This window comes from Streptomyces sp. NPDC052040 (genome assembly GCF_044548405.1).
In the GTDB taxonomy this organism is placed as follows: domain Bacteria; phylum Actinomycetota; class Actinomycetes; order Streptomycetales; family Streptomycetaceae; genus Streptomyces.
The window spans coordinates 239,871-264,528 of record NZ_JBIUBV010000004.1 but is presented as its reverse complement, the minus strand read 5'-3'; the positions used below and the strand labels follow the sequence as shown (position 1 = coordinate 264,528).

Below are 24,658 nucleotides of genomic sequence, written 5' to 3'. Positions count from 1 at the left end.
GTACGTTTCCCGTGCGGCGCCCTTCGCACGCCGTAGAGTTGCGCGCACGCCAACCGTCAAGATCGACCGATACGAGGCCCCATCGTGCGCCGACGCTCGCTGCTCCTTGCCACTCTGCCCGCAGGACTGGTCACACTCGCCGGATGCGGCGACAACGGATCGGGTAAGAGCGAGTCCAGCACCAGTCCGTCCCCCTCGGCCTCGGCTCCGTCCGCCGCCCCGCCGCCGAAGATCGTCGAGGGCCCGCTGCCCGCGATCACCGCCGGGACGAAGTTCGGTGAGAAGCCGACCGTGGCGAAGGGCTCCGGCTCCCCGTCCAAGGACCTGGCCGTCAAGACGGCGATCGCGGGCAGCGGGCCGACGGTCGCGGAGAACGACTACATCCAGGCCGACTACCTGGGCCAGATCTGGGACACGGCAAAGGTCTTCGACAACTCCTACGACCGCAAGACGCCGCTGGTCATCCAGCTGGCGCAGGGCGGGATCATCGACGGCTGGCGCTACGCGCTCCAGGGCAAGAAGGTCGGCAGCCGGGTGCTGATGTCCGTGCCGCCGACCTGGGGATACGGCCCGCAGGGCAACTCCCAGGCGGGCATCAAGGGCACCGACACCCTGGTCTTCGTGGTGGACCTCAAGAACACCTTCAACGCCAAGAGCTCCGCCAAGGGCAAGGCCGTGCCCCAGAGCGACGCCAACGAGCCGAAGGTCGGCACCAACACCGACGGCAAGGCCCCCTCCATCACGGTCCCGAAGGTGAAGCCGCCGACGGGACTGGTCGCCAAGTACGTGCTCGAGGGCGACGGCGACCCGGTCGCGGCGGACAGCACCGTCCTGGTGCAGTACAAGGGCGTGCTGTGGGACACCGGCAAGGAGTTCGACTCCACCTATGGCCGCGGCCAGCTGACCTCCTTCTCGTTGCAGCAGGTCGTCAAGGGCTGGGCCGAGGGACTCACCGGCAAGAAGGTGGGCAGCCGGGTCCTGGTGGTCGTGCCGCCGAAGCTGGGGTACGGCAACAACCCGCCGCAGGGCAGCGGCATCAAGAAGGACTCCACGCTGGTGTTCTCGGTGGACATCCTGGCGAAGATGTGACCCCCGCGGCGATGTGAGAATGTCGGTCTTGCCGTAATGGCCTCAACCCCAACACGCAGGAGCTTTTGACGTGAGCATCGAGAAGCCCGAGATCGACTTCCCGGGCGGCGAGCCCCCGGCCGACCTCGAGATCAAGGACATCTGGGAGGGCGACGGTCCGGAGGCGAAGGCGGGCGACGCCGTCTCCGTCCACTACGTGGGCGTTGCCTTCTCCACCGGTGAGGAGTTCGACGCGTCCTGGAACCGCGGCGCCCCGCTGAAGTTCCAGCTCGGCGTCGGCCAGGTCATCGCGGGCTGGGACAAGGGCGTGCAGGGCATGAAGGTCGGCGGCCGCCGCCAGCTGACCATCCCGCCGCACCTCGCCTACGGCGACCGCGGCGCCGGTGCCCGGATCAAGCCCGGCGAGACGCTGATCTTCGTCTGCGACCTGGTCGCGGTCTGAGACGGTCTGCCTGATCACCGCCGCCCGGCTCCCCGATGAGGTGACGCGGGCGGTCGGAAACGATCAACTTGCGCCCATGCCCGGCCGGGCATGGGCGCTCGGCTTTTGCCGTGCCCCGCGCGAGCGGTACGGTCGTCGATCGTAAGCACCATAGGGAAGGCGAAGGGCGTCGATGGCCATTGCCAAGGCCGAGCGGCTGATGAACCTGGCGCTGTGTCTGCTCGGGACGCGGCGGCCGCTCAGCAAGCGCGAGCTGCGCGAGTCCGTCGAGGCCTATCTGGAAGCCGGGTCGGACGACTCCTTCAACCGGATGTTCGAGCGCGACAAGGACGATCTGCGCGAGCTGGGCCTGGTCATCGAGACCGTGGAGAACCTCGACGGCGAGATCGGCTATCTCGCCCGCCACGACAGCAACCGCCTCCCGCCCATCACCCTCGACGCCGAGGAGGCCGCCGCCCTCGGCCTCGCCGCCAAGGTCTGGCAGCAGGCCCGGCTGGCCGGTGCCGCGAGCGGTGCGCTCCAGAAGCTGCGCGCCGCGGGCCTGCCCGAGGACGTCGACCCCTACGAGGCCCATGGCGCGCTGGAGCCCCGCATCCCCGTGCACGAGGCGGCCTTCGAACCGCTGATGCTCGCCTGCCGCGACCGCCGTCCCGTGGTCTTCGAGTACCGCAAGGCCACCGCCGCTCGCCCCGAGCCGCGCCAGGTGGAGCCCTGGGCGCTGGAGTGCTGGCGCGGCCACTGGTATCTGGCCGGGTGGGACCGCGACCGGGGCGCCGAGCGCGTCTTCCGGCTGTCCCGGATCACCGGCAGGGTGCGCAGCCGCAGCGGTGCCTTCAGTGCCCCCGTACCGGACGTGGTCACGGTGCGTGAGACCGTCGCGGGCTGGGCGGGGGAGACCGCCGATCGCTCGGCCAGGATCCGGCTGCGCAAGGGCGCGGGCTACCCGCTGCGGGCGAAGGCCACCACCGTGCGGGAACTCGACGACGGCTGGGACGAGTTGGAGATTCCGTACGGGCACGGCCTGGACGCCTGGCTGGTCGAGTTCGGGCCCGATGTGGTGGTCCTGGACCCCGCCGAGCTGCGGGCCGACGTGGTGGACCGGCTGCGCGCCGTGGCCAAGGGCTGAGGAGAGGGACGGACCACATGGCAGCCAAGCCGGCCAGACCCGGGAACGCCATCGACCAGACCCGGCGGATGCTCTCCCTGGTGACCTATCTGCGCGAGCGCCCCGGTGCGCGCATCGAGGACGTCGCCCGGGCCTTCGGGATCACCGAGGACGAGCTGGTCTCGGACCTCGATGTGCTGCCCATGTGCGGCACCAGCTTCCGCGGCGGTGATCTGCTCGACATCGACACCGACGGCGAGCGCATCTGGTGGCACAACCCGGCCGCCCTGGGCGCGGAGGCCGCCGAGCCCCTGCGGCTGGCCGCCGACGAGGCGACCGCCCTGCTCGTCGCGGCCCGGGCCGTGGCCACCCTGCCCGGACTGCGCGAGAGCGACCGGCAGGCCCTGCTGCGCGCCACCGCCAAGGTGGAGACCGCCGCGGGCGAGGCGGCGGGCGCCAGCTCCCGCCTGTCGGTGACCTTCGAGTCGGAGGGCGGGGTCTTCGCGGACGTCGACCGCGCGATCTCCGAACGCCGACGGCTGTGGATCCGCTACTACTCCCCGGCCCGGGACGAGCTCACCGAGCGGGAGATCGACCCGATCCGCCTGGTCAGCGTCGGTCACACCTATGTGGAGGCGTGGTGCCGCCGCTCCGAGGCACGCCGCACCTTCCGGCTCGACCGGGTCGCCGAGATCCGCATCCTGGACGAGCCGTCGGCACCGCCGGAGGTCGAGCTGCGGGACCTGTCGGAGGGGCTGGTGCAGCCCGCCGCCGAGGACCCCGAGGTCGTCGTGGAGGTCGGCCCGGGCGGCCGCTGGGTCGCCGAGTACTACCCGCACGACAGCGCCGATGAGCTGCCGGACGGCGGGCTGCGTATCACCTTGCGGACCCCGGACCCGGCGTCGCTGCGACGGCTGGCGCTGCGGCTCGGGCCCGACGGCCGGATCCTGTCGCCGGGGGACCTGGCGGAGAGCGCCCGCCGGGCCGCCCGCGAGGCGCTCACCGCGTACGACGGGCCGGACGGAGTCCAGGACGGGCTGTGCGACAGGCAGGAGCAGGGGCTGTGAACACGTCGGCGATGTCCGGGGCGACGGGACGGACGGGTGCGCCGGGGGCGCCGGGACGTACGGCTGCGTCGGCGGACCGGGCGGGTGCGCCCGGGGCGGCGGGGGAGATCTCCGTGCGGACGGCGTTCGCCGGGATGCGGCGGGTCGCGGACGTGGTATTCCGGGCCGGGTGCCCGGACTGCCGGGGGGCCTTCGAGCTGGGCGCGAGCGCCCTGCGCCTGGTGATCGGCGCCACCAGCAGGACCACCTTCTACTCCTTCACCTGCCCCGAGTGCGAGGCCCCCGTCCGCAAACCGGCCGGGGAACGCATCGTGGAACTGCTCACCGGCGGCGGGGTACGGACACTGCGGCTGCACTGACCCGTCCCCGGCACCGCCCCGGGTGCCGCGCGGTCCGCCGCCCGGCCGCCGGTCCGAACGGAACCCACCGGGACCGCTAGGCTCGGCCTCATGTTCTGGCCGATGTTCGCAGTTGCTCTGGGTTTCGTGGGACTTGCCGTCCTCGGTGTGCTGGCCGTCCGCGTCTTCCTGGAGGCGCAGCGCCTCGGCCGACAGGTCTCGGAATCAGCGCGCCGTATCAACAGGGCCGCCGAGGATCTGGAGCAGGCGACGGTGAGCGCGGCCCGGTCGGCGGACTCCCTGTGAGCTGCGTCGGGAACTTCTGTGAGATAACGAACGTCATGCACTAGGGGGCACTTCGCCCTTCCGGCTGGGTACTCTGCTAGTCGCGGTCCGGAGAGCGAGGCGCGGTCCGTAGAAGCGTAAGTACGCATGGGGATGGTTTTGTGTTCATCCCCAGGCGATACGATCGCTGCCAGCGCGATGGTCGGACACGTGTCCGACCGGTCACATGCCCCGCCGCCCGCCTCAGTGAGAAGGTGAAGACTATGTTCCGCAACGCACTTGAGCCGTGGCACCTGGTGCTCCTGGTCCTGGTGATCGTCCTCGTATTCGGTTCGAAGAAGCTTCCGGACATGGCACGGTCGCTGGGCAAGTCCGCGCGGATCCTCAAGAGCGAGGCCAAGGCGATGAAGGACGACGGCAGCAAGCAGCCCGCCCAGCCCGCCGAAGAGCAGCCCCAGGCGCAGCGCACGATCCAGGCCTCCCCCGGCGATGTGGCCAGCTCCCGCCCGGTCAGCGAGCCGACGGACGCCACGACCCAGCGCTGACGCGGACCGGGGTCGTCCGGTCCACTGCACGAGATGAGGATGTGGGTTGCTCAAGCCTGCCCGCAAAGGGGAGAGGGATGCCGAGGGGCGCATGCCGCTCGGCGATCACCTTCGTGAGCTGCGGAATCGGCTCACCAAGGCTGTCCTTGCGATCGTTGTCGTCACGATCGTGTGCGCCTTCTTCTACCAGCACATCATCAACTTCATCACTCACCCGCTGCTGCGCTCCGTGGGCTGTAACCAGTCCTTCGGGGAGCTGGCGAAGGCGAAGAGCAACACCCCCTGTGCGCACATCACCATTGGTGACCTTCTGGGTCCCTTCACGCTCGCGCTGAAGGCCTCACTGACCGGCGGCGTGGTGCTGGCGTCGCCGATCTGGCTCTACCAGCTGTGGGCGTTCGTCGCGCCGGGCCTGCACCGCCACGAGAAGAAGTACGCCTACGCGTTCGTCGGGTTCGGCGTCCCGCTCTTCCTCGGCGGCGGTTACCTCGCCTACCGGGTGCTGCCGGTCACGGCCAAGGTGATGGTCGACCTCACGCCCCCCGGCGTGGAGAACCTGCTGTCCCTGGACAAGCTGCTCGACTTGGTGACCCGCATGGTGCTGGTCTTCGGCCTCGCCTTCGAGATGCCGTTGCTGCTCGTCATGCTCAACCTGACCGGGATCCTCTCCGGACGGCGCATGCTCGGCTGGTGGCGCGCCATGGTGGTCGGCATCGCTGCCTTCGCCGCCGTGGCGACTCCCGGCGCGGACCCCATGTCGATGCTGGCGCTGGCGGCGCCCATCTGGGGACTTTTCTTCATCGCCGTGGTCATCTCCCTGCTCAACGACCGACGCCGCGCCCGGCGTGACGGGCGGGGGCTCTCGGACGACGAGGCCTCCGAGCTGGATCTCACGCCCGAGGACATCGGTGGCATCGAGCCGGTCTCGGCCTCCCGCGCCCTGCCCGAGTCGAGTGGATCGCCCCATGACCGGGTGAACGGCTACGACGACGTGACGTGAGCCCCCGGACGCACCGGGTGATGTCCTGACGGACCGAGTGATGTGCTGATCATGGCAGTGGGCCCCGCCGAGGGAACGGCGGGGCCCACTGCCGTACCCGGCCGATCCGGATAATGATCGTCGTGTTGTCAGTGGTGCCCGGTACGCTCGAAAGCACGATGACAGAGGATCTCTCACCGGCCGAGCGGTATGCGGCGGCACGCAGGCGCGCCGCCGAGCAGGCCACCGCGCTCGCCTCCTTCCGCGAGATGTACGACTTCGGCCTCGACCCCTTCCAGATCGAGGCCTGCCAGGCGCTTGAGGCGGGCAAGGGCGTGCTGGTGGCCGCGCCCACCGGCTCCGGCAAGACGATCGTCGGCGAGTTCGCCGTCCACCTCGCCCTGCTCCAGGGCAAGAAGTGCTTCTACACGACACCCATCAAGGCGCTGTCCAACCAGAAGTACTCCGACCTGTGCCGCCGCTACGGCACGGAGAAGGTCGGCCTGCTCACCGGCGACAACAGTGTCAACGCCGAGGCCCCGGTGGTCGTGATGACCACCGAGGTCCTGCGGAACATGCTGTACGCGGGCTCCAGCACCCTCCTCGGCCTCGGCCATGTGGTGATGGACGAGGTGCACTACCTCTCCGACCGCTTCCGCGGCGCCGTCTGGGAGGAAGTGATCATCCACCTGCCCGAGTCGGTGACGCTGGTCTCGCTGTCGGCGACGGTCTCCAACGCGGAGGAGTTCGGCGACTGGCTGGACACCGTCCGCGGGGACACCGAGGTGATCGTCTCCGAGCACCGGCCCGTGCCGCTGTTCCAGCATGTGCTGGCCGGACGGCGGATGTACGACCTGTTCGAGGAGGGCGAGGGCCACCGGAAGGCCGTCAACCCCGACCTCACCCGCCTGGCCAGGATGGAGGCCACCCGCCCGTCGTACCAGGACCGGCGGCGCGGCCGGTCCATGCGCGAGGCCGACCGCGAGCGGGAGCGCAGGCAGCGGTCCCGGGTGTGGACGCCGGGCAGGCCCGAGGTGATCGAGCGGCTCGACGCCGAGGGGCTGCTGCCCGCGATCACCTTCATCTTCAGCCGGGCCGCCTGCCAGGCGGCCGTGGAGCAGTGCCTCTACGCGGGCCTCCGGCTCAACGACGACGAGGCCCGGGAGCAGGTGCGGGCCCTGGTGGAGGAGCGCACCGCCGCCATCCCCACCGAGGACCTGCACGTCCTCGGGTACTACGAGTGGCTGGAGGGCCTGGAGCGCGGAATCGCCGCCCATCACGCGGGCATGCTGCCGACGTTCAAGGAGGTCGTCGAGGAGCTGTTCGTCCGGGGCCTGGTGAAGGCGGTGTTCGCCACCGAGACCCTGGCGCTCGGCATCAACATGCCCGCCCGCTCGGTGGTGCTGGAGAAGCTCGTCAAGTGGAACGGCGAGCAGCACGCCGACATCACCCCCGGCGAGTACACCCAGCTCACCGGCCGCGCGGGCCGCCGCGGCATCGACGTCGAGGGGCATGCGGTCGTGCTGTGGCAGCGCGGCATGAGCCCCGAGCACCTCGCGGGTCTGGCGGGTACCCGCACCTATCCGCTGCGCTCCAGCTTCAAGCCGTCGTACAACATGGCCGTGAACCTGGTCGGGCAGTTCGGCCGGCACCGCTCCCGTGAACTCCTGGAGACGTCCTTCGCGCAGTTCCAGGCCGACAGGTCGGTCGTCGGCATCTCGCGCCAGGTACAGCGCAACGAGGAGGGCCTGGCCGGCTACCAGGAGGCCATGACCTGCCACCTGGGCGACTTCGACGAATACGCGCGGCTGCGCCGCGAACTCAAGGACCGCGAAACGGAGCTGGCCCGCCAGGGTGTGGCGCAGCGGCACGCCGAGGCCGCCACCGCCCTGGAGCGGCTCAAGCCCGGGGACGTCATCCATGTGCCGACCGGCAAGTACGCGGGCCTCGCCCTGGTGCTGGACCCCGGAGTGCCCGCGGGCCGCGCGGGCGGTCACCGCGGCGTCGAGTACCACGACGGTCCGCGCCCCCTGGTCCTCACCGCCGAACGGCAGGTCAAGCGGCTCGCCGCGATCGACTTCCCGGTGCCGGTGGAGGCGCTGGAGCGGATGCGCATCCCGAAGTCCTTCAACCCCCGCTCCCCGCAGTCCCGTCGCGACCTCGCCTCCGCCCTGCGCACCAAGGCCGGGCACATCCCGCCGGAGCGGCAGCGCAAGAAGCGCTCCGCGGCCGCCGACGACCGCGAGATCGCCCGGCTGCGCACCGCCCTGCGCTCCCACCCCTGCCACGGGTGCAACGACCGCGAGGACCACGCCCGCTGGGCGGAGCGCTACCACCGTCTGATCCGGGACACCTCCCAGCTGGAGCGCCGTATCGAAGGCCGGACGAACACCATCGCCCGCACCTTCGACCGGATCGTCGCGCTGCTCACCGAGCTGGACTACCTGCGCGGTGACGAGGTGACCGAACACGGCAAGCGCCTCGCGCGGCTGTACGGAGAGCTGGACCTGCTGGCCAGCGAGTGCCTGCGCGAAGGCGTCTGGGAGGGCCTCCCTCCGGCCGAACTGGCGGCATGCGTCTCGGCGTTGGTCTACGAGGCCCGGATGGCGGACGACGCGATGGCGCCGAAGGTGCCCTCGGGCCGGGTCAAGGCCGCGCTCGGCGAGATGGTCCGCATCTGGGGCCGACTGGACGCCCTGGAGGAGGACTTCCGGATCAGCCAGACCGAGGGCGTGGGCCAGCGCGAGCCCGACCTCGGTTTCGCCTGGGCGGCCCATATGTGGGCCAGTGGCAAGGGCCTGGACGAGGTGCTGCGCGAGGCCGAGATGCCGGCCGGTGACTTCGTGCGCTGGTGCAAGCAGGTCATCGACGTCCTCGGCCAGATCGCCGCGGCGGCCGTCCCCGAGGGCTCCACGGTGCCGAAGAACGCGCGCAAGGCGGTCGACGCCCTGCTGCGCGGAGTGGTCGCCTACTCCTCGGTGGGCTGAGCGCCCCCCGGCACAGGTCCCGGCCCTTGGCGCCCGGCCTTGGGCACCCGGCCCTTGGCGCCCGGCCTTGGGCACCCGGCCCTAGGTGCCCGGCCCTGGATACCGGCCCTGGGGGGGGGGCCGGCCCCCGGGCGGGGCCCCCCCCCCCGCCGGGGGGGGGGGGGGGGGCCCCCCGCCCGGGGGGCCCGGGGGGCCCCCCCCGCGGGCGGGGCCCCGGGCCCCGCCCGGGGGCCCCCGGCGTGGGCCCCCGGCCCGTGGGCCCCGGGCGGGGGCCCCCCGCCCCGGGGGGCCGGCCCCCGCCCCCCGCCCGGGGGGGGGCCCCGCCCGGGGGCCGGCCCCCCCCCCAGGGCCGGAGTCGTGTGAGGACCCGTCACGGCGGGTGAGAGTCCGTCACGTCAGCCGGGGTGGAAGGATTTCACCTGCGCGAGCGAACGGTTTCCGATGCCTGTTCGCCGTGGCGCAGTGTGTGCGAGCGGATGCTCAGCGTGCAAAAGGAGTCGAGCGTACTCCTGTACCCGTGCGCATTTCAGGTGCTTGCGGAATATGACATGCCGATGATCCGGTCGGACTAAGCTCGCCCGCAGCGCACCGAGTTGAGGCGTATTCGTGCGCTTGTTCCCCAACATACCGAAAATCCCCGATGCCGGGTTCCTTTCCGGTGTCCCCGTCCGGCCCGGCGAGCGCCTCCGCCGGACAGCTCCCACCAGCCGATTCGTCTCAGAGGGCATACATGGTGAGTGTTCCATCGCCTCCCGGCGGCCGCGAACGTCCCTTCGCACCCGTGCTGCTGGCGCCCCCCATACTTCTGGCCGCGGGCACCGGGGCCGCCATCGCCCTGGTGGCGGCCCCGGCCAGGTCCGCCGTCGGCTGGTTCGGCGCCGCGGCCACTGTCCTCGCCATCGTCGCCGCGGTCCTGACGGCGCGCCGCGAGAACGCCCTGCACTCCCTGTGCGCCGACTTCACCCAGCGGGCCGCCTATCTCGAACAACGCGTCGCTTCCCAGGACGACGACCTCGAGTTCTTCCGCACCGAGATCGTGCCCAGGGCCCTGGAGACCGTCCGGGACGGCATCTCGCCCGCGGAGGTGATCCGCACGGTCGTCGACGAGAACCCCCACTTCCGGGGACTGCCCGGGCCCCAGCGCCAGTTGCTGCGTACCGTGCTCCAGATCGTCGACCGGGAGATCGCCCGGCGCGACTCCGCGCTGCGCGCCTTCGTCAACATCGCCCGCCGCGTCCAGGCCCTGGTCCACCAACAGGCCAAGGAACTGCGGGAGATGGAGGAGGACCACGGCCGCAACCCCGAGGTCTTCGACGATCTGCTGCGCATCGACCACGGCACCGCCCTGATCGGCCGCCTCGCCGACTCCATCGCCGTCATCGGCGGTGGCCACCCGGGCCGCCAGTGGCCCCAGCCCGTACCGCTCTACAGCGTGCTGCGCGGCGCCATGTCCCGCATCCTGGAGTACACCCGCATCGAGCTGCACTCCATCGCCAAGGTCAACATCAAGGGCACCTCCGTCGAGCCGATCATCCATGCCGCGGCCGAACTCCTCGACAACGCCACCCGCTACTCCCCGCCCCAGACCAAGGTGCATGTCACCGCCACCGAGGTGCAGACCGGTATCGCCGTCGAGATCGAGGACGGCGGAATCAGTCTCAGCGAGGAGAACCGCGCCAAGGTCGAGCGGATGCTCGCCGAGGCCCAGGCCGGGGTCGACGTCCAGGAGATCGGGGAGGCGCCGCGGCTCGGCATCGCCGTCGTCGGGCGCCTGTCGACGATGTTCAACATGCATGTCTCACTGCGGCAGTCCGCCTACGGCGGTGTCCGCGCCATCCTGGTCGTCCCCAACGACATGCTGACCACCGACCCCGCCCCCGGCTTCGCCCACGGCATCGGCGCCACCTCCGTACCCACCCTGGACAACGACGGGGTCGAGGGGCCCGACCGTACGAACAAGAAGCGCCGCCCCACCACCGGACCGCGGATCCCGGAGCAGTTCGCCCTGGAGGACGACGTCCCCGTGGTGACGGAGTGGACCGCGGGCGGTCTGCCCCAGCGCCGCAGCCGGGTGAAGACCCCGCTCAGCCAGCGCATCGCGGAGGCCGCCGCGGCCGAGGCCGCCGCCCGCGCCGTCGAGGCCTCGACACACGCCCCCTGGACGCCCGAGCCCGAACCGGAGAAGGAGGAGCCCGCTCCCGGACTCTGGGTGGAGGCCTTCATGAACGGGCTGAAGAAGGCCCCGGACCCGAACGCCTTCTCCGCCGGGCCCCCGGCCGCCGCTCCGCACCCATTCACCAGCTACGACGAACCGGCGGCCGCCCAGGCCGACGACGAGGGGGACCACAAGTGATCCAGCAGCGAGGCAATTTCGACTGGTTGCTGAAGGAACTCGCCGACGGCGTACCGGGCGTGCACCAGGTCGTGGTCCTCTCCGCCGACGGTCTGCGCATCGCACGCTACGGCGGCGACCCGGACGCGGCCGACCGCGTCGCCGCCGCCTGCGCCGGGCTCCAGAGCCTGGCCGGAGCGGTCGCGGCGGAGATCCCGGCCAGCGACGGCCGGATGCGCATGGTCATCATCGAGATCGACGGAGGCTACTTCTACATGATGGCGGCCGGTCCCAACGCCTATCTCGCGGTCCTCGCCGACACCGTCGCCGAGGCCGGTCTGATGAGCAACCGGATGCGCGATCTCGTCCTCCGTATCGGCTCCCATCTGACGAGTCCGCCGCGGCGCAACGGGCAGACCGTATGACTCCTCCGCAACGCCGACGGCGTCAGCCCGGGCACCGGCCCCCGCCGGAGCCCGTCGCGGCGGACGGCCCGAAGGGTGGCGAGCAGAAGAACCCGGAACGGCTGTACATCCTGACCGGTGCGGCCGCCGGGGGCGAGCGCGCCCCCATCGACCTCGTCACCCTGATCGTGACCGCCGCCGATCCGCCGCCCACCGCGGGCCCCGAGCAGTCGGCGCTGCTGCGGCTGTGCCGGGCGCCCCTGTCCGTGGCCGAGGTCTCGGCCTATCTCAGCCTGCCGTTCAGCGTGGTGACCGCCCTGCTCACCGATCTGCTGACGGCCGAACTGGTCCAGGCGCGCGCCCCGATCGTCCGTCAGGCGGTGCCCGACCGGTCCCTCCTCGAAGCGGTGATGCATGGACTTCAAAAGCTCTGACAGTGTGTCCGGCCCACGGGCCGAGGACCGGTTGCCGCACACCACACAGGCCGCGGTGAAGATCGTGATCGTGGGCGGCTTCGGGGTCGGCAAGACCACCATGGTCGGTTCCGTCAGCGAGATCAGACCGCTGACCACCGAGGAGACCATGACCCAGGCGGGAATCGGGGTGGACGACAACTACGGCTCCGACACCAAGACGGCCACCACCGTGGCCATGGACTTCGGGCGGATCGGCATCACCGATCAGCTGGTGCTCTATCTGTTCGGCACCCCGGGCCAGGAGCGGTTCTGGTTTCTGTGGAACGGCCTGTTCGAGGGCGCGCTCGGCGCGGTCGTCCTGCTCGACACCCGTCGGCTGGAGGTCAGCTTCGATGTCATCGGGCGGCTGGAGGAGCGCGGCGTGCCCTTCGTGGTCGCGGTCAACTCCTTCCCGGACGCGCCCCGTCACCCCGTAGAGGAACTGCGCGCGGCGCTCGATCTGCCTGTCGAGATCCCGATCGTGGAGTGCGACGTCCGGCGCCGCGCCTCCAGTCGCGAGGTCCTGATGACGCTGATGCGCTTTCTGCACTCCCTGGCCCTGGCGCACACCCCCGTCTGACCGGCACCCGTAGTCCCGCCGGACGCCGGACGCCTGCCGCCTGCCGCCTGACCGGCACCTGCACCTCCGTCCCTGTCCTCGCCCCCCGCCCACGCCCCGGACCCGATCAACGACACCCCGATGTTGCGGAGCAGCCATCGTGACGCCTGAACCCCACTCCCCGGCCGACCGGTCCCTCCCCGAGGAGGCCGTGCCCCCGCCCGGCTGCCCGGCCCACGCCCTCGGCCCCGGCGGAGCGCGCCGGCTGTACGGTCCCGGGGCGGAGGACCTGGGCACCCTCTACGAGAAGCTCCGCGCCGAGCACGGCACCGTGGCCCCCGTCCTGATCCACGACGACGTGCCCCTGTGGGCGGTGCTCGGCCACACCGAGAATCTGCACATGGTGCGCTCGCCCTCGCAGTTCACCCGGGACAGCCGCGCCTGGTCCCTGCTGGAGTCCGGCCGGGTCGGGCCCGACCACCCCCTCACCCCGCACTTCGCCTGGCAGCCGATCTGCTCCTACGCCGAGGGCGACGAGCATCTCCGGCTGCGCGGGGCGGTCACCGGCGCCATGTCGACCATCGACTACCGAGGACTGCGCCGGTACATCAACCGCGCGACCCAGACCCTGGTCAACCGCTTCTGCGAGGAGGGCCGGGCCGATCTGGTCGGGCAGTTCGCCGACCATCTGCCGATGGCGGTGATGTGCGAGGTCCTCGGCATGGCCGACGAGTACGGGGACCGGATCGTGCACGCCGCCCGGGACATGCTCAAGGGCACGGAGACCGCGATCGCCAGCAACCAGTACATCGTGGACGCCCTGACCCGGCTCACCACCCGCCGCCGCGCCCAGCCCGAGGAGGACTTCGCCTCCCACCTCGTCAACCACCCGGCCCGGCTGACCGACGACGAGATCCGGGAGCATCTGCGGCTGGTCCTGATCGCCGCCTACGAGGCCACCGCCAACCTCATCGCCAATGTGCTGCGGGTGATCCTCACCGACCCGCGCTTCCGGGCCCAGCTCAACGGCGGGCAGATGACGGTGCCCGAGGCGGTGGAGCAGTCGCTGTGGGACGAGCCGCCGTTCAGCAGCATCCTCGGCTACTTCGCCAAGCAGGACACCGAGTTGGGCGGGCGGCGCATCCGCAAGGGCGACGGGCTGCTCTTCGCCATCGCGCCGGGCAACCTCGACCCGCGCGTACGGCCCGACCCGTCCGCGAGCATGCAGGGCAACCGCTCCCACCTCGCCTTCGGCGGCGGCCCGCACGAATGCCCGGGCCAGGACATCGGCCGCGCCATCGCCGACACCGGCATCGACGCGCTGCTGATGCGGCTGCCGGACATCCGGCTGGACTGCGCCGAGGAGGAACTGCGCTGGACCGCGTCCATCGCCTCCCGGCATCTGGTGGAGCTGCCGGTGCGGTTCGAGCCGAGACCGCCGCAGGATGTCACCCGGCGGCCCGCACTGCGGGCGCCGTCGGCCCAGAGCCCGGGCTGGCTGATCACCACCGCCGGGCCGGAAACCGGCGGGCCTGGGACCGGCGGGCTTGGGACCGGCGGGCTTGGGACCGGCGGGCTTGGGACCACGGGGCCTGGGACCAACGGGTCGGCGGCCGCTGGGTTGGAGGCCGTCGGGCTGGCGGCCGCCGTGCCCGATACCGCCGGGCACACGCCGACCGGACCCGGGACGGACCCCGGGCGGGACGCGGGGCCCCGGCCGCGCCCGGGGCTCTGGCGGCGGGTGCTGCGCTGGTGGCGGGGCAACTGAGCCGCTACCGGTCCCAGTCCTCGTACGCCGACCAGGCCTCCAACTCCCGTCCGCTGACGAAGCGATGGTCCTGTCCGGTGACCGGGTCGGTGAACTCAAGGCTCCGCGCCAGCAGTTGGAGCGGGCGCCGGAAGTCGTCGGCCGGGCGGGGGCCGGTCACCACGGGGTAGAGCGGATCGCCGAGGATCGGCAGACCCGACGCGGCCATGTGCACCCGGAGTTGATGGGTCTGCCCGGTGGCGGGGAGCAGCCGGTAGCGCCCGCGGCCGCCGTGGTGGCCGAGCAGCTCGATCCGGCTGACCGCGTTGGGCTCGCCGGGCACCTCGCGGGCCGCCAGCACCCCGCGCTCCTTCACGATCCGGCTGCGCACGGTGCGGGGCAGCGCCACCGCGGGGTCGTGGCGGGCGACCGCCTCGTACTCCTTGGTGATCCGGCGGTCGCGGAACAGCGACTGGTAGGCGCCGCGCTCCTCGGGCCGCACGGTGAACAGCACCAGGCCCGCGGTGAGCAGGTCCAGCCGGTGCGCGGCGCTCAGTGCGGGGATGCCGAGGCCGTGCCGCAGCCGGGCGAGGGCGGTCTCGGTGACATGGCTGCCGCGCGGGGTGGTGGCGAGGAAGTGCGGCTTGTCGGCGACGACGATGTGCTCGTCGCGGTACACCACCTCGACGGGGAACGGCACCCGCACCTCGGTGCGCAGCTCCCGGTGGAACCAGACATACATGCCCGGCTCGTAGACCGCGTCCCGGGCGACCGGCCGCCCGTCCGCGCCGACGATCCGCCCCGCCTCCAGCATCCCGTCGACGACCCCGTCCCCGGCCGCGAGCCGGGCGACGAGATGGTCCCGTACGGTGGCCCACTCCTGCCCGAACGGCAGGCGGACCCGCACCGGGTCGACCCCGTCGCGCTGAGGGAGGGGAGGGGGCGGGATCCGGGTCTTGCGTCGCATCACGGCCAAGGGTACGAGCCGGGCGTCCCCGCACCCGCGGGGGGCCGCCGGGCGGCTCGCGCGCGTCCCGCCGTCATCACACCGCTCCCGGCATCACACCGCTCCCGGGCCCTTCGCCGTGGTCAGGCGGTGGGCACGCTCTCCTGCTCGACCTCGATCCGCGCGTTCCACTCCTGCTTGGAGGCCTGCCAGCCGTCCTCGTTGTGCCCGAGGCGCCAGTACCCGGAGATGGAGAGATCCTCGCGCGGGACGCCGATCTCGACGCGCAGCATCCGGCGCAGCTCCTTCACAAAGCCCGCCTCGCCGTGCACGAAGGCGTGCACCCGGCCCTCGGGGAACTCCAGCGCCCGCACGGCCCGCAGCAGGGCCTCGCCGACGGGCCGGTCCCCGCGGTGCAGCCAGACGACCTCCGCATCGGAGTCGATCTTCTGCTCCTCCTCGGGGCCCGCGACCTCCACGAAGGCATGGGTCCGGGCGCCCGCGGGCAGGGCCTCCAGCGCGGCCGCGATCGCGGGCAGCGCGCTCTCGTCGCCCGCCAGCAGATGCCAGTCGGCGGCCGCGTCCGGGGCGTAGGCGCCGCCGGGGCCCATGAAGTGCAGCAGCTCGCCCGGCTGCGCGCGCAGCGCCCAGGGACCGGCCAGGCCCTCGTCGCCGTGGATGACGAAGTCCAGGGTGAGTTCGCGGTGTTCGGCGTCCCAGCCGCGCACCGTGTACGTCCGGGTCACCGGCCACTGCTCGCGGGGGAACTCCTCGCGGATGCGCTGCACGTCGAAGGGCTCGGGATAGACGGCACCCTCGGCCGGGAAGAGCAGCTTCACATAGTGGTCCGTGCAGCCGCGCACCGCGAAGTCGGCGAGCCCCTCGCCGCCGAGCACCACCCGCTGCATATGCGGGGTCAGCCGCTCGGTGCGGACGACCTGCGCCGCGTGGACCTTGCGCGCCTTGCCTGCCGGGCGCTCTGCCATGACAGCCTCCCAATCCCTCGCTTAGGGTTACCTAACTTAGCATCCCCTCTCAGGTAACACCTCTTGCGCAAAGAGTCGATGGGTGTGCCCCGTCCAATTTCTCCGGCTCACCCGGCGAGCGTGGTGAGCAGCCGCCCGAGTGGGCCGCCCAGCCCCCAGCGGGACGCCAGCGCGTCCAGGGCCGCGGGGTCGCGTGGGGCGCGCGGTACGGCCGTCCCGACCTCCGGCAGGGGGACGTCCCCGGCGACCCTGACGACCTTGGGCGCGACCGCCACATAGGCCCGTGCCTCGTCCAGGCGCTTGCGCTGGGCCGGGGCGAGCCCGGAGGCCGGGTCGTCGACGGCGGCCATGATCCCCGCCAGGTTCCCGAACCGGTCGAGCAGCTTCGCCGCGGTCTTCTCCCCGATGCCCGGCACCCCCGGCAGCCCGTCGCTGGGGTCGCCGCGCAGCAGCGCCAGATCCACGTAACCCGGGCCGCCGACGCCGTACTTCTCGCGCAGCACCGCCTCGTCGGTGAGCTGGAGGGTGCCGACGCCCTTGAGCGGATAGAGCACCCGCACCCCGCGTGCGTCGTCGACGAGCTGGTACAGATCGCGGTCGCCGGTGACGATGTCGACCGGGCCCGTGGCGCGGGCCGTGAAGGTGCCGATCACATCGTCCGCCTCGTAGTCCGGCACGCCGACGCGGGCGATGCCCAGCGTGTCCAGCACCTCCTCGATGACCGGCACCTGCGGGGAGAGGGTGTCCGGCACCTGCTCCTCGTCCGGCCCCGCCGGGTGCTCCTCGGCCACCCGGTGCGCTTTGTAGGACGGGATCAGCTCGACCCGCCAGTGCGGGCGCCAGTCCGCGTCCATGCAGGCCACCAGGTCGTCCGGGCGGTGGTCCCGGACCAGGCGGTCGATGAATTCCAGCAGCCCCCGCACGGCGTTCACCGGGGTGCCGTCCGGGGCCTTCACGGACTCCGGGACGCCGAAATAGGCGCGGAAGTAGAGCGAGGCGGTGTCGAGGAGCATCAGGCGTCGGGTCACCTTCCGCATCATGCCGTACGGCACCGACAGCACTCCGGAGGCTTCCGCCGGGGCCGGAGAGGCCGCAGCGGGGAGTCGGAGGGTGCCAGAGGTGCCAGAGTCCCATGGGTCCTACAGGCCCGCCGCGCGGCGGACAGGCGGTCCGGGGGCATCCTCTCGGCGGTGACGGGGCATGCCGGGGGTGGCCGGGGCCCTCCCGGCGTCCGCGGGTCCCGGTCCGGGCCCGCTTCCCGTACGGGTGTCCGAGCTGGTCCGCACGGGCGTACGAGAAGGATCCGGACAACCCGTCCGCCCCGCAGCGGGCCCGCGCCGCCTCCCCGCCCCGCCCGGACCACCGGCCGCCCCTCGTGCTGCTCGGGCCCGCGGCGGCCCCGTCCGACCCCCGACCGGCGGGACGGCCCGCTCCGGCTCCGGCGGCCCCCGCCGACCGCCGTCCCGCGCACCCCGGCGGACCGGCCGCTGAGACCCCCGAGGCGCCGCTGATCAGCGCTTTCGTACGGTTCGGCGGCGGCCGGCGCGGGTGGCGGAGTGGCTCCTCCGGTGGCGCGAACCGGAGCCCTCGCCACGCTTGTATGTGACACCGATGTGACGGGCGCATGAAACGGTTTGCCGAACATGCGTAGGGTGCAGAGAACTCAACAGAAGCAGAGACCGATCCTGGATCGGGCCCCGACGGCGCCTCCGCCTGGCAGGGCAGGCGGACCGACGAGCGGGGGAGGGAGCCGGAGCGATGGGTGACCACAAAGAACAGCCCCTTCGGGTGGGCGCGGCCGTCCGGCGGCGGCGCCATGCCCTCGAACTCACCCTCGCCGTGGTGGCCCGGCGCAGCGGCCTGTCGGTCCCCTTCCTGAGCCAGGTCGAGAACGAGCGGGCGCGCCCCAGCCGCCCCTCCCTGGAGCGGATCGCCGACGCGCTCGGCACCACCGCGGTGGAACTGCTCGCGGCGGCCGACCCGGCGTGCAGCGTGGATGTCGTACGCGCCGCCGACGACGCCCTGGAGCCGGGCGTGGCGGTGGTGCGCCCGCTGGTGCGCGGCCACCACCAACTGCATGCGATGGAGTTCATCGGGGACCATGACGAGGGCCGCGAATTCCAGCACCGCAACGACGAGTTGATGTACATCGTCGAGGGCGGCGTCGAGGTGGAGGCGGAGGGCCGGGCGCACCGGCTGGGCCGCGGCGACACCCTGTATCTGAGCGGGGGAGTGCGCCACCGCTGGCGGGCGACCGTGCCGGACACCCGGGTGCTCGTCGTCGCGGTCTCCGACCATGTCGAGGCCCTGGAGGACCCCTCCCGGCGGCGCCGCTGACCGGGCCGCCGCCGACCGGGCCCGAAGGAGGCCGGGATGCGTGTCGTCTCGCTCGTGCCGTCCCTGACCGAGACGGTGGCCGCGACCGTGCCCGGGGCCCTGGTCGGCGCGACCGACTGGTGCAGCCGCCCCCGGGACCTCGATGTCGTCCGGATCGGCGGCACCAAGAACCCCGACGTCGGGCGGATTGTGCGGCTCGCCCCCGATCTGGTGCTCGCCAACGAGGAGGAGAACCGCGCCCCGGACCTCGCCGCCCTGCGCGAAGCCGGACTCCGGGTGCTGGTCACCGAGGTGCGGGACGTGCCCGGCGCCTTCCGGGAGCTGGAGCGGGTGGTGGCCGCCTGCGGGGTGGTCCGCCGACCGCGCTGGCTGGAGGCGGCCCGGGCCGCCTGGGCGCGGCCGCCGCTGCCGGACCGCCGCAGGACCGCCGTGGTGCCCGTCTGGCGGCGGCCCTGGATGGTGCTGGGCCGCGACACCTTCGCCGGGGACGTCCTGGCCCGGCTGGGCGTGGACAACGTGTACGCGGACCATCCGCAGCGCTATCCGCGGATCCCCCTGGAGGAGCTGCGCGCCGCCGCTCCCGCGCTGGTGGTGCTGCCCGACGAGCCGTACCGCTTCACGGCCGAGGACGGCCCCGAGGCGTTCGGGGGGATGCCGTGCGCCCTCGTCGGCGGACGCCACCTGACCTGGTACGGCCCCTCCCTGGCCGAGGCGCCCCGGATTATCGCCGGGGCGCTGCGAGCAGCGTTCCGCTGACGACCCCCCGGGCCGTGCGGACGGCGGCGACGGCCCAGGCGGCGAGGAGCAGCGCGTAGAGCGCGGTCGCGAGGGCGTCGAGGGCGGGGAGCCCGGTGCGCCGGGCCAGCGCCTCCGCGCCGGTGACACAGGTGCCCACGGGGAAGGTGAACGCCCACCAGGTCAGCGCGAAGCCCATGCCGCGCCGCAGGGCGCGCACCACCAGGGCGGCGGCCAGGGCCAGCCAGAGCACGGCGAAGCCCAGCACCGGGACGCCGTAGAGCAGGGCGAGGACGGCGAAGCCGCGGTCGTACGGCGCGGGCACGACCCCCGGTGCGACGGCCGCGAAGGCCCCGGCCGCGGTGACGGACTGGCCGAGCGGGCCCAGCACCAGGAACAGGGTCGGCGTCTGCGGCAGTGGCAGCGGGCCCTCGGTGAGCAGCCGGGCGAGAACGATCGGCAGCATCACCAGCGTCGCCAGCAGACTCGTCCCGGCCATCGCCAGACAGCCGAGCAGCAGCGTCTCGCGCCCCTGCCCCGCGGGCAGATGCGGCACCAGCAGGGGGCCCTGGGCCGCGGAGACCATGGGGGCGACCAGACACAGCAGCCAGACCGGGGCCGCCTGGTCCAGCCGGATGCGGTGCCGGGCCACCATCAGATACGGCACGGCCACGGCGACCACCAGGCCGGTCGCGGTCCCGACGGTGAATAGGACGGCGTCCAGCGCGACGGCGGGGCCCGGCCCGATCCAGTCCCGGCCGACCGCCATCGCGCCACCGCCCACGGCGAGCAGCGCCATGGCCAGACAGCCGTAGAAGGGCGCCATCGCGGGGTCGAGGAGATGGGCGCGGGCCTGGTCGCGGTGGTGGATCCAGTGCATGGCACGGGCGCCGAGCAGGACCAGCAGCAGGGCGCCCGAGAGGGCCCAGACGGCCGCGCAGACGGTCCGCAGCCCCGGCACCTGCGCCGCGCCGGGGAGGCCCGCACCGGCCGTCGCCACGATCGCGGTGCCCATCACGGAGGCGTACCAGTTGGGGCCGAGGTACCGGACGGCGGCGGCGCGCCGCCGGGGAGTTCCGGGCAGGACAAGGGGCTGGGCTGCGGTGACCATGCCTGCACTCTCCCGCGGGACTGCCCCGCCGACCAGGGATGATGTCCCTATGAGGGCATAAGCTGTATTTATGAGTGTGGACGACAGTGAGCGCCCGGCGGCCGGGCTGGCGCGCCGGGTCCCGGACCTGGGTGCTCTCGAACTGCTGCTCGCCGTTGCCCGGCTGGGCAGCCTGGGGCGTGCGGCGCGGGAGCTGGGGATCACCCAGCCCGCGGCCAGCAGCCGGATCCGGTCGATGGAACGGCAGCTGGGCGTGGCGCTGGTGGACCGCTCGCCGCGCGGCTCCCGGCTGACCGACGCCGGGGCGCTGGTCACCGACTGGGCGCGGCGGATCGTGGAGGCGGCGGAGGCCTTCGACGCGGGCGCGCAGGCGCTGCGGGGACGGCGGGACTCGCGGCTGCGGGTGGCCGCGAGCATGACGATCGCGGAGTATCTGCTGCCCGGCTGGCTGATCGCACTGCGGGCGCAGCGCCCGGACACCGCGGTCTCGCTGCTCGCCGGGAACTCGGCGGCGGTCGCCGCCCGGCTGCTCGCCGGTGAGGCGGACCTGGGCTTCGTGGAGGGCCTCACGGTGCCCACGGGCCTGGACGCGGCGGTCGTCGCCCATGACCGGCTCATCGTGGTGACGGCGCCCGGACACCCGTGGGCCCGCCGCCGGACACCGCTCCGGGCCGAGGAACTGGCCTCGACCCCGCTGATCCTCCGCGAGGAGGGCTCGGGCACCCGCCAGGTCCTTCAGACGGCCCTGGGCGGCCTGGCCCGCCCGTTGCTGGAACTGTCCTCGACGACGGCGGTCAAGGCGTCCGCGGTCAGCGGCGCGGGCCCGGCGGTGCTCAGCGAACTGGCCGTCGGGGAGGAACTGGCGGCCCGCCGCCTGGTGAGCGTCCCCGTGGAGGGCGTACGCCTGGACCGGGCACTGCGCGCGGTATGGCCCACGGGCCACCGCCCCACCGGGCCGGGACGGGATCTCCTGGGGCTGACGCGGGGGTAGTGGTAGGCGACGCTCGGGCTGCGGGCTGCGGGCTGCGGGCTGCGGGCTGCGGGCTGCGGGCTGCGGGCTGCGGGCTGAGGTCAGGGAGCGGGCGGCGGGTTGCTGGCGGACTGCGGCTTGCGGGCAGGGAGCGGGGAGCAGGCTTCGGTGGTCGGCGCCCGGACGGTCAGGCGCCCGGACAGCCGGGCGCCCGGACGGTCAGGTGCCCGGGCGGTCGGGCGCCCGGGCGGTCAGGTGCTCGGCCGGTCAAGCGGCCGGGTCGCCGACCGGCGCCCGGGTGGTCGACGCCGCCCGCACCAACCCCTCCATCACCCGCAGGTCCTCGCCCATCTCCGGATGCCACTGGACGCCCACCACCCAGTCGGGGCCCGGTCGTTCCACCGCCTCGATCGTGCCGTCCCCCGCCCGGGCCGAGACCACCAGGCCCTGCCCGAGCCGGTCCACCGCCTGGTGGTGGTACGTCGGCACGGACACCGCCTCCGGCGCCAGGGCCGCGTAGAGCGTGCCCGGCACCGGCTCGACCGGGTGCCGCCCGAAGACCCCGGTCTGCTCGGCGTGCCCGTCGATGTGCTGCACCAGGGTGCCGCCCAGCGCGACGTTCAGCAGCTGCATACCGCGGCAGATCCCGAGCAGCGGGGTGCCGGACGCCAGGGCCGCCTCGATCAGGGCGAGTTCCCAGGCGTCCCGCTCCGGTGCGGGCGGACCGGTCCGGGGGGAGCGCTCGGCGCCGTAGCGGGGGGGATCGACGTCCGGGCCGCCCGCGATCACCACACCGTCCAGACGGGCCACCGCCGCCGGGGCGTGCTCCGGGTCGTCCGGCGGCAGCATCGCGGCGAGCCCCCCGGCCCGCTGCACCAGCAGCGGATAGCCCGCGGGCAGCAGTGCCGCGTCCAGCTCCCAACGGCCCCAGCGGGCGCGGCTCTCCAGATAGGTGCTCACACCGATCAGCGGTCGTCCGGTCACTCGGTCCTCCCCGGGCTCCAATGGATTGGATCCATACCTTTGCATAGAGAGAGGGCCTCGCGGGAGGTGCTCACGTCAGGAATCCCCGCAGCAGCGCCGCCGTCCCCGCGCAGTGCTCCCGCATCATCTCCCGCGCCCCGTCCGCGTCCCCGTCGAGCACCGCCTCCACCAGCGCCTCGTGCTGCCGCTGCGAGTGCTCCAGGTTCCGCACCAGCAGCGGAATGCAGTCCAGCAGGTCGTTGACCGTCGCCCGGACCCCCGCGTACTGCGCCGTCAGCGACGGCGAGCCGCACAGCTCGGCCAGGGTGAGATGCAGCAGCGTGTCCTGCCGCCGGTACTCCGCGAGCGGCGCGTCCTGGGTGCGGGCCAGCGCCTCCCGCAGCCGTTCGCCCTGCTCCGGGGTGAGGCCGTGGGCCGCGCACAGGCCCGCCGCCCCCACCTCCAGCACCTCACGGAAGCGCAGCACGTCCTCGACGTCGGTGCCCTCCAGGCGCCGGCGCAGCTCGTCCTGGCCGCCCACGTCGGTGCGCTGCCGCACAAAGGTGCCGCCGTAGCGCCCGCGCCTCGCCTCCAGCAGGCCCTGGTCCTGGAGCACCTTCAGCACCTCGCGCAGCGTGACCCGGCTGATCCCCAGCCGCTCCGCCAACTCCCGCTCGGCGGGCAGCCGTTCGCCGCCGGGCACCAGCCCGAGGCGGACGACCTGGAGGATCTGCTCCAGGGCCTCCTCGAAGCCGTTTCCCGCCCGCACCGGCCGCAGCACCGGGGTCAGCCGGTCCCGCGGGCCGCCGGACTCCGTCTGAGACATCTTGCCGTGCCCCCTTCCCAAGAAATGGTTCTCGGAAATACCTTATGACTCTCGGCGGACCGAAGGAGAACTCCCGTGGCACACCGCACACCCCCGCTCGGCGTCGAGGAGCTGCATGCCCTCGTCGCGGGCGGCGAGATCGACACCGTCGTCCTTGCCTTCCCCGATATGCAAGGGCGCCTTCAGGGCAAGCGGTTCGCCGCCCGCTTCTTCCTCGACGAGGTACTGGAGCATGGCACCGAGGGCTGCAACTACCTCCTCGCCGTCGACACCGAGATGAACACGGTCGACGGATACGAGATGGCTTCCTGGGACCGCGGCTACGGCGACTTCGCCCTGCGGCCCGACCTGTCCACCCTGCGCCGGGTGCCCTGGCACGACGGCACGGCCCTGGCCATGGCCGACCTGGTCTGGGCCGACGAGTCCCCGGTGGCCGCCGCGCCCCGCGGCATCCTGCGCCACCAGCTGGAGCGCCTGGCCGCCCTGGGACTCACCGCCCAGGTGGGCACCGAGCTTGAATTCATCGTCTTCAAGGACACCTATGAGCAGGCCTGGGACGCGAACTACCGGAGCCTGACCCCGGCCAACCAGTACAACATCGACTACTCCGTGCTCGGCACCGGCCGCATCGAGCCCCTGCTGCGCCGTATCCGCAACGAGATGGCGGCCGCCGGTCTCACCGTGGAGTCCGCCAAGGGCGAGTGCAACCCCGGCCAGCACGAGATCGTCTTCCGCTACGACGAGGCCCTGGTCACCTGCGACCAGCACGCGGTCTACAAGACCGGCGCCAAGGAGATCGCCTCCCAGGAGGGCTTCTCGCTCACCTTCATGGCGAAGTACAACGAGCGCGAGGGCAACTCCTGCCACATCCATCTCTCGCTCACCGACGAGCACGGGAAACCCGCCATGCCGGGCGGCCCCGCGGACACCGGCGGGATGTCGCCGCTGATGCGGCACTTCCTCGCCGGACAGCTCGCCGCCCTGCGCGACTTCTCCCTGCTCTACGCGCCGGGCATCAACTCCTACAAGCGCTTCCAGCCCGGTTCCTTCGCCCCCACCGCGGTGGCCTGGGGACACGACAACCGCACCTGTGCCCTCAGGGTGGTCGGCCACGGCCCCTCGCTGCGCTTCGAGAACCGGGTGCCCGGCGGCGACGTCAACCCCTACCTCGCCGTCGCCGGAATGATCGCGGCCGGTCTCCACGGCGTCGAGCAGCAGCTCGAACTCCCCGAGCCCTGCCCCGGCAACGCCTACACCGCCGACTTCGAGCATGTGCCCACCAGCCTGCGCGAGGCCGCCGAGCTGTGGGAGAACAGCCCCATCGCCAAGGCCGCCTTCGGCGACGACGTGGTGTCCCACTACCGCAACATGGCCCGCGTCGAACTGGCCGCCTTCGACGCCGCGGTGACCGACTGGGAGCTGCGCCGCTCCTTCGAACGCATGTGAGAGG

Annotated in this window: 24 protein-coding genes; 18 read left to right on the top strand and 6 right to left on the bottom strand. The window is 72.7% G+C overall.

What is annotated here, in order from left to right; translation table 11 throughout:
* Window positions 1-84: 84 nt before the first annotated feature.
* The 14 genes from ACIHAA_RS11955 to ACIHAA_RS11890 all read left to right on the top strand — a co-directional run bounded on the left by ACIHAA_RS11955 (window position 85) and on the right by ACIHAA_RS11890 (window position 14,355).
* Entirely contained in the window at window positions 85-1,089 is a 1,005-nt protein-coding gene (locus ACIHAA_RS11955; RefSeq protein WP_399815846.1) for an FKBP-type peptidyl-prolyl cis-trans isomerase, read from the top strand.
* 70 nt (window positions 1,090-1,159) lie between these two features.
* A complete protein-coding gene (locus ACIHAA_RS11950; RefSeq protein WP_399815844.1) occupies window positions 1,160-1,531 on the top strand; it encodes an FKBP-type peptidyl-prolyl cis-trans isomerase in 372 nt (123 codons plus the stop codon).
* Window positions 1,532-1,703: 172 nt separating this feature from the next.
* Complete coding sequence (locus ACIHAA_RS11945) at window positions 1,704-2,657, top strand: helix-turn-helix transcriptional regulator (protein ID WP_399815842.1); 954 nt, start codon at window positions 1,704-1,706, stop codon at window positions 2,655-2,657.
* Window positions 2,658-2,674: 17 nt separating this feature from the next.
* Complete coding sequence (locus ACIHAA_RS11940) at window positions 2,675-3,703, top strand: helix-turn-helix transcriptional regulator (protein WP_399815840.1); 1,029 nt, start codon at window positions 2,675-2,677, stop codon at window positions 3,701-3,703.
* A gap of 11 nt (window positions 3,704-3,714) precedes the next feature.
* Window positions 3,715-4,062: a hypothetical protein gene (locus ACIHAA_RS11935; protein WP_399816139.1), complete on the top strand. Its 348-nt coding sequence runs from the start codon at window positions 3,715-3,717 to the stop codon at window positions 4,060-4,062.
* 90 nt (window positions 4,063-4,152) lie between these two features.
* Window positions 4,153-4,347, top strand: a complete 195-nt coding sequence (locus ACIHAA_RS11930) for a hypothetical protein (protein ID WP_399815838.1) — start codon at window positions 4,153-4,155, stop codon at window positions 4,345-4,347.
* Window positions 4,348-4,589: 242 nt separating this feature from the next.
* On the top strand, window positions 4,590-4,871 hold the full coding sequence (gene tatA, locus ACIHAA_RS11925; RefSeq protein ID WP_399815837.1) for a Sec-independent protein translocase subunit TatA: 282 nt from the start codon (window positions 4,590-4,592) through the stop codon (window positions 4,869-4,871).
* Window positions 4,872-4,917: 46 nt separating this feature from the next.
* Entirely contained in the window at window positions 4,918-5,871 is a 954-nt protein-coding gene (tatC, locus tag ACIHAA_RS11920; protein WP_399815836.1) for a twin-arginine translocase subunit TatC, read from the top strand.
* Window positions 5,872-5,984: 113 nt separating this feature from the next.
* Window positions 5,985-8,837 carry a DEAD/DEAH box helicase gene (locus tag ACIHAA_RS11915; protein WP_399815834.1) on the top strand — a complete coding sequence of 951 codons (2,853 nt, stop codon included), beginning with the start codon at window positions 5,985-5,987 and terminating at the stop codon, window positions 8,835-8,837.
* Between the two features lie 730 nt (window positions 8,838-9,567).
* Window positions 9,568-11,190, top strand: coding sequence for an ATP-binding protein (locus ACIHAA_RS11910; RefSeq protein WP_399815832.1), 1,623 nt, complete (start codon window positions 9,568-9,570; stop codon window positions 11,188-11,190).
* The gene (locus ACIHAA_RS11905; RefSeq protein ID WP_399815830.1) at window positions 11,187-11,594 is read left to right on the top strand and encodes a roadblock/LC7 domain-containing protein; all 408 of its coding nucleotides are present in this window, start codon (window positions 11,187-11,189) and stop codon (window positions 11,592-11,594) included. The genes ACIHAA_RS11910 and ACIHAA_RS11905 overlap by 4 nt, the downstream gene beginning before the upstream one ends.
* On the top strand, window positions 11,591-12,007 hold the full coding sequence (locus tag ACIHAA_RS11900) for a DUF742 domain-containing protein (RefSeq protein WP_399815828.1): 417 nt from the start codon (window positions 11,591-11,593) through the stop codon (window positions 12,005-12,007). The genes ACIHAA_RS11905 and ACIHAA_RS11900 overlap by 4 nt, the downstream gene beginning before the upstream one ends.
* Window positions 11,988-12,608 (top strand): GTP-binding protein, encoded by a 621-nt coding sequence (locus tag ACIHAA_RS11895; RefSeq protein ID WP_399815826.1) that lies wholly within the window; start codon window positions 11,988-11,990, stop codon window positions 12,606-12,608. Before ACIHAA_RS11900 ends, ACIHAA_RS11895 begins: the two co-directional genes overlap by 20 nt.
* A 139-nt stretch (window positions 12,609-12,747) precedes the next feature.
* Window positions 12,748-14,355, top strand: a complete 1,608-nt coding sequence (locus tag ACIHAA_RS11890) for a cytochrome P450 (protein ID WP_399815824.1) — start codon at window positions 12,748-12,750, stop codon at window positions 14,353-14,355.
* 4 nt (window positions 14,356-14,359) lie between these two features.
* Here ACIHAA_RS11890 and ACIHAA_RS11885 read toward each other — a convergent pair whose 3' ends face one another.
* The 3 genes from ACIHAA_RS11885 to ACIHAA_RS11875 all read right to left on the bottom strand — a co-directional run bounded on the left by ACIHAA_RS11885 (window position 14,360) and on the right by ACIHAA_RS11875 (window position 17,318).
* Window positions 14,360-15,301: an RluA family pseudouridine synthase gene (locus ACIHAA_RS11885; RefSeq protein ID WP_399815822.1), complete on the bottom strand. Its 942-nt coding sequence runs from the start codon at window positions 15,299-15,301 to the stop codon at window positions 14,360-14,362.
* A gap of 122 nt (window positions 15,302-15,423) precedes the next feature.
* Window positions 15,424-16,266: a siderophore-interacting protein gene (locus ACIHAA_RS11880; RefSeq protein ID WP_399815820.1), complete on the bottom strand. Its 843-nt coding sequence runs from the start codon at window positions 16,264-16,266 to the stop codon at window positions 15,424-15,426.
* 107 nt (window positions 16,267-16,373) lie between these two features.
* The gene (locus ACIHAA_RS11875; protein WP_399816137.1) at window positions 16,374-17,318 is read right to left on the bottom strand and encodes a 5'-3' exonuclease H3TH domain-containing protein; all 945 of its coding nucleotides are present in this window, start codon (window positions 17,316-17,318) and stop codon (window positions 16,374-16,376) included.
* A gap of 706 nt (window positions 17,319-18,024) precedes the next feature.
* On the opposite strand from ACIHAA_RS11875, the gene ACIHAA_RS11870 reads away from it, so the two are divergent.
* A complete protein-coding gene (locus ACIHAA_RS11870; RefSeq protein WP_399815818.1) occupies window positions 18,025-18,603 on the top strand; it encodes a helix-turn-helix domain-containing protein in 579 nt (192 codons plus the stop codon).
* Between the two features lie 36 nt (window positions 18,604-18,639).
* Window positions 18,640-19,359 carry a helical backbone metal receptor gene (locus tag ACIHAA_RS11865; protein WP_399815817.1) on the top strand — a complete coding sequence of 240 codons (720 nt, stop codon included), beginning with the start codon at window positions 18,640-18,642 and terminating at the stop codon, window positions 19,357-19,359.
* Here the strand turns inward: ACIHAA_RS11865 and ACIHAA_RS11860 are convergent.
* The gene (locus ACIHAA_RS11860; RefSeq protein WP_399815815.1) at window positions 19,325-20,449 is read right to left on the bottom strand and encodes a TDT family transporter; all 1,125 of its coding nucleotides are present in this window, start codon (window positions 20,447-20,449) and stop codon (window positions 19,325-19,327) included. The two genes, ACIHAA_RS11865 and ACIHAA_RS11860, sit on opposite strands and share 35 nt — an antisense overlap.
* 70 nt (window positions 20,450-20,519) lie before the next feature.
* Here ACIHAA_RS11860 and ACIHAA_RS11855 point away from each other — a divergent pair, with 70 nt between their 5' ends.
* The gene (locus ACIHAA_RS11855) at window positions 20,520-21,440 is read left to right on the top strand and encodes a LysR family transcriptional regulator (protein ID WP_399815814.1); all 921 of its coding nucleotides are present in this window, start codon (window positions 20,520-20,522) and stop codon (window positions 21,438-21,440) included.
* 246 nt (window positions 21,441-21,686) lie between these two features.
* On the opposite strand, the gene ACIHAA_RS11850 is transcribed toward ACIHAA_RS11855, so the two are convergent.
* Both ACIHAA_RS11850 and ACIHAA_RS11845 read right to left on the bottom strand, forming a co-directional pair.
* Window positions 21,687-22,403: a gamma-glutamyl-gamma-aminobutyrate hydrolase family protein gene (locus tag ACIHAA_RS11850; protein ID WP_399815812.1), complete on the bottom strand. Its 717-nt coding sequence runs from the start codon at window positions 22,401-22,403 to the stop codon at window positions 21,687-21,689.
* A 70-nt stretch (window positions 22,404-22,473) separates the two neighbouring features.
* Window positions 22,474-23,208 carry a FadR/GntR family transcriptional regulator gene (locus tag ACIHAA_RS11845; RefSeq protein WP_399815810.1) on the bottom strand — a complete coding sequence of 245 codons (735 nt, stop codon included), beginning with the start codon at window positions 23,206-23,208 and terminating at the stop codon, window positions 22,474-22,476.
* A 75-nt stretch (window positions 23,209-23,283) separates the two neighbouring features.
* Here ACIHAA_RS11845 and ACIHAA_RS11840 point away from each other — a divergent pair, with 75 nt between their 5' ends.
* Window positions 23,284-24,654 (top strand): glutamine synthetase family protein, encoded by a 1,371-nt coding sequence (locus ACIHAA_RS11840; RefSeq protein ID WP_399815808.1) that lies wholly within the window; start codon window positions 23,284-23,286, stop codon window positions 24,652-24,654.
* Window positions 24,655-24,658: the final 4 nt, after the last annotated feature.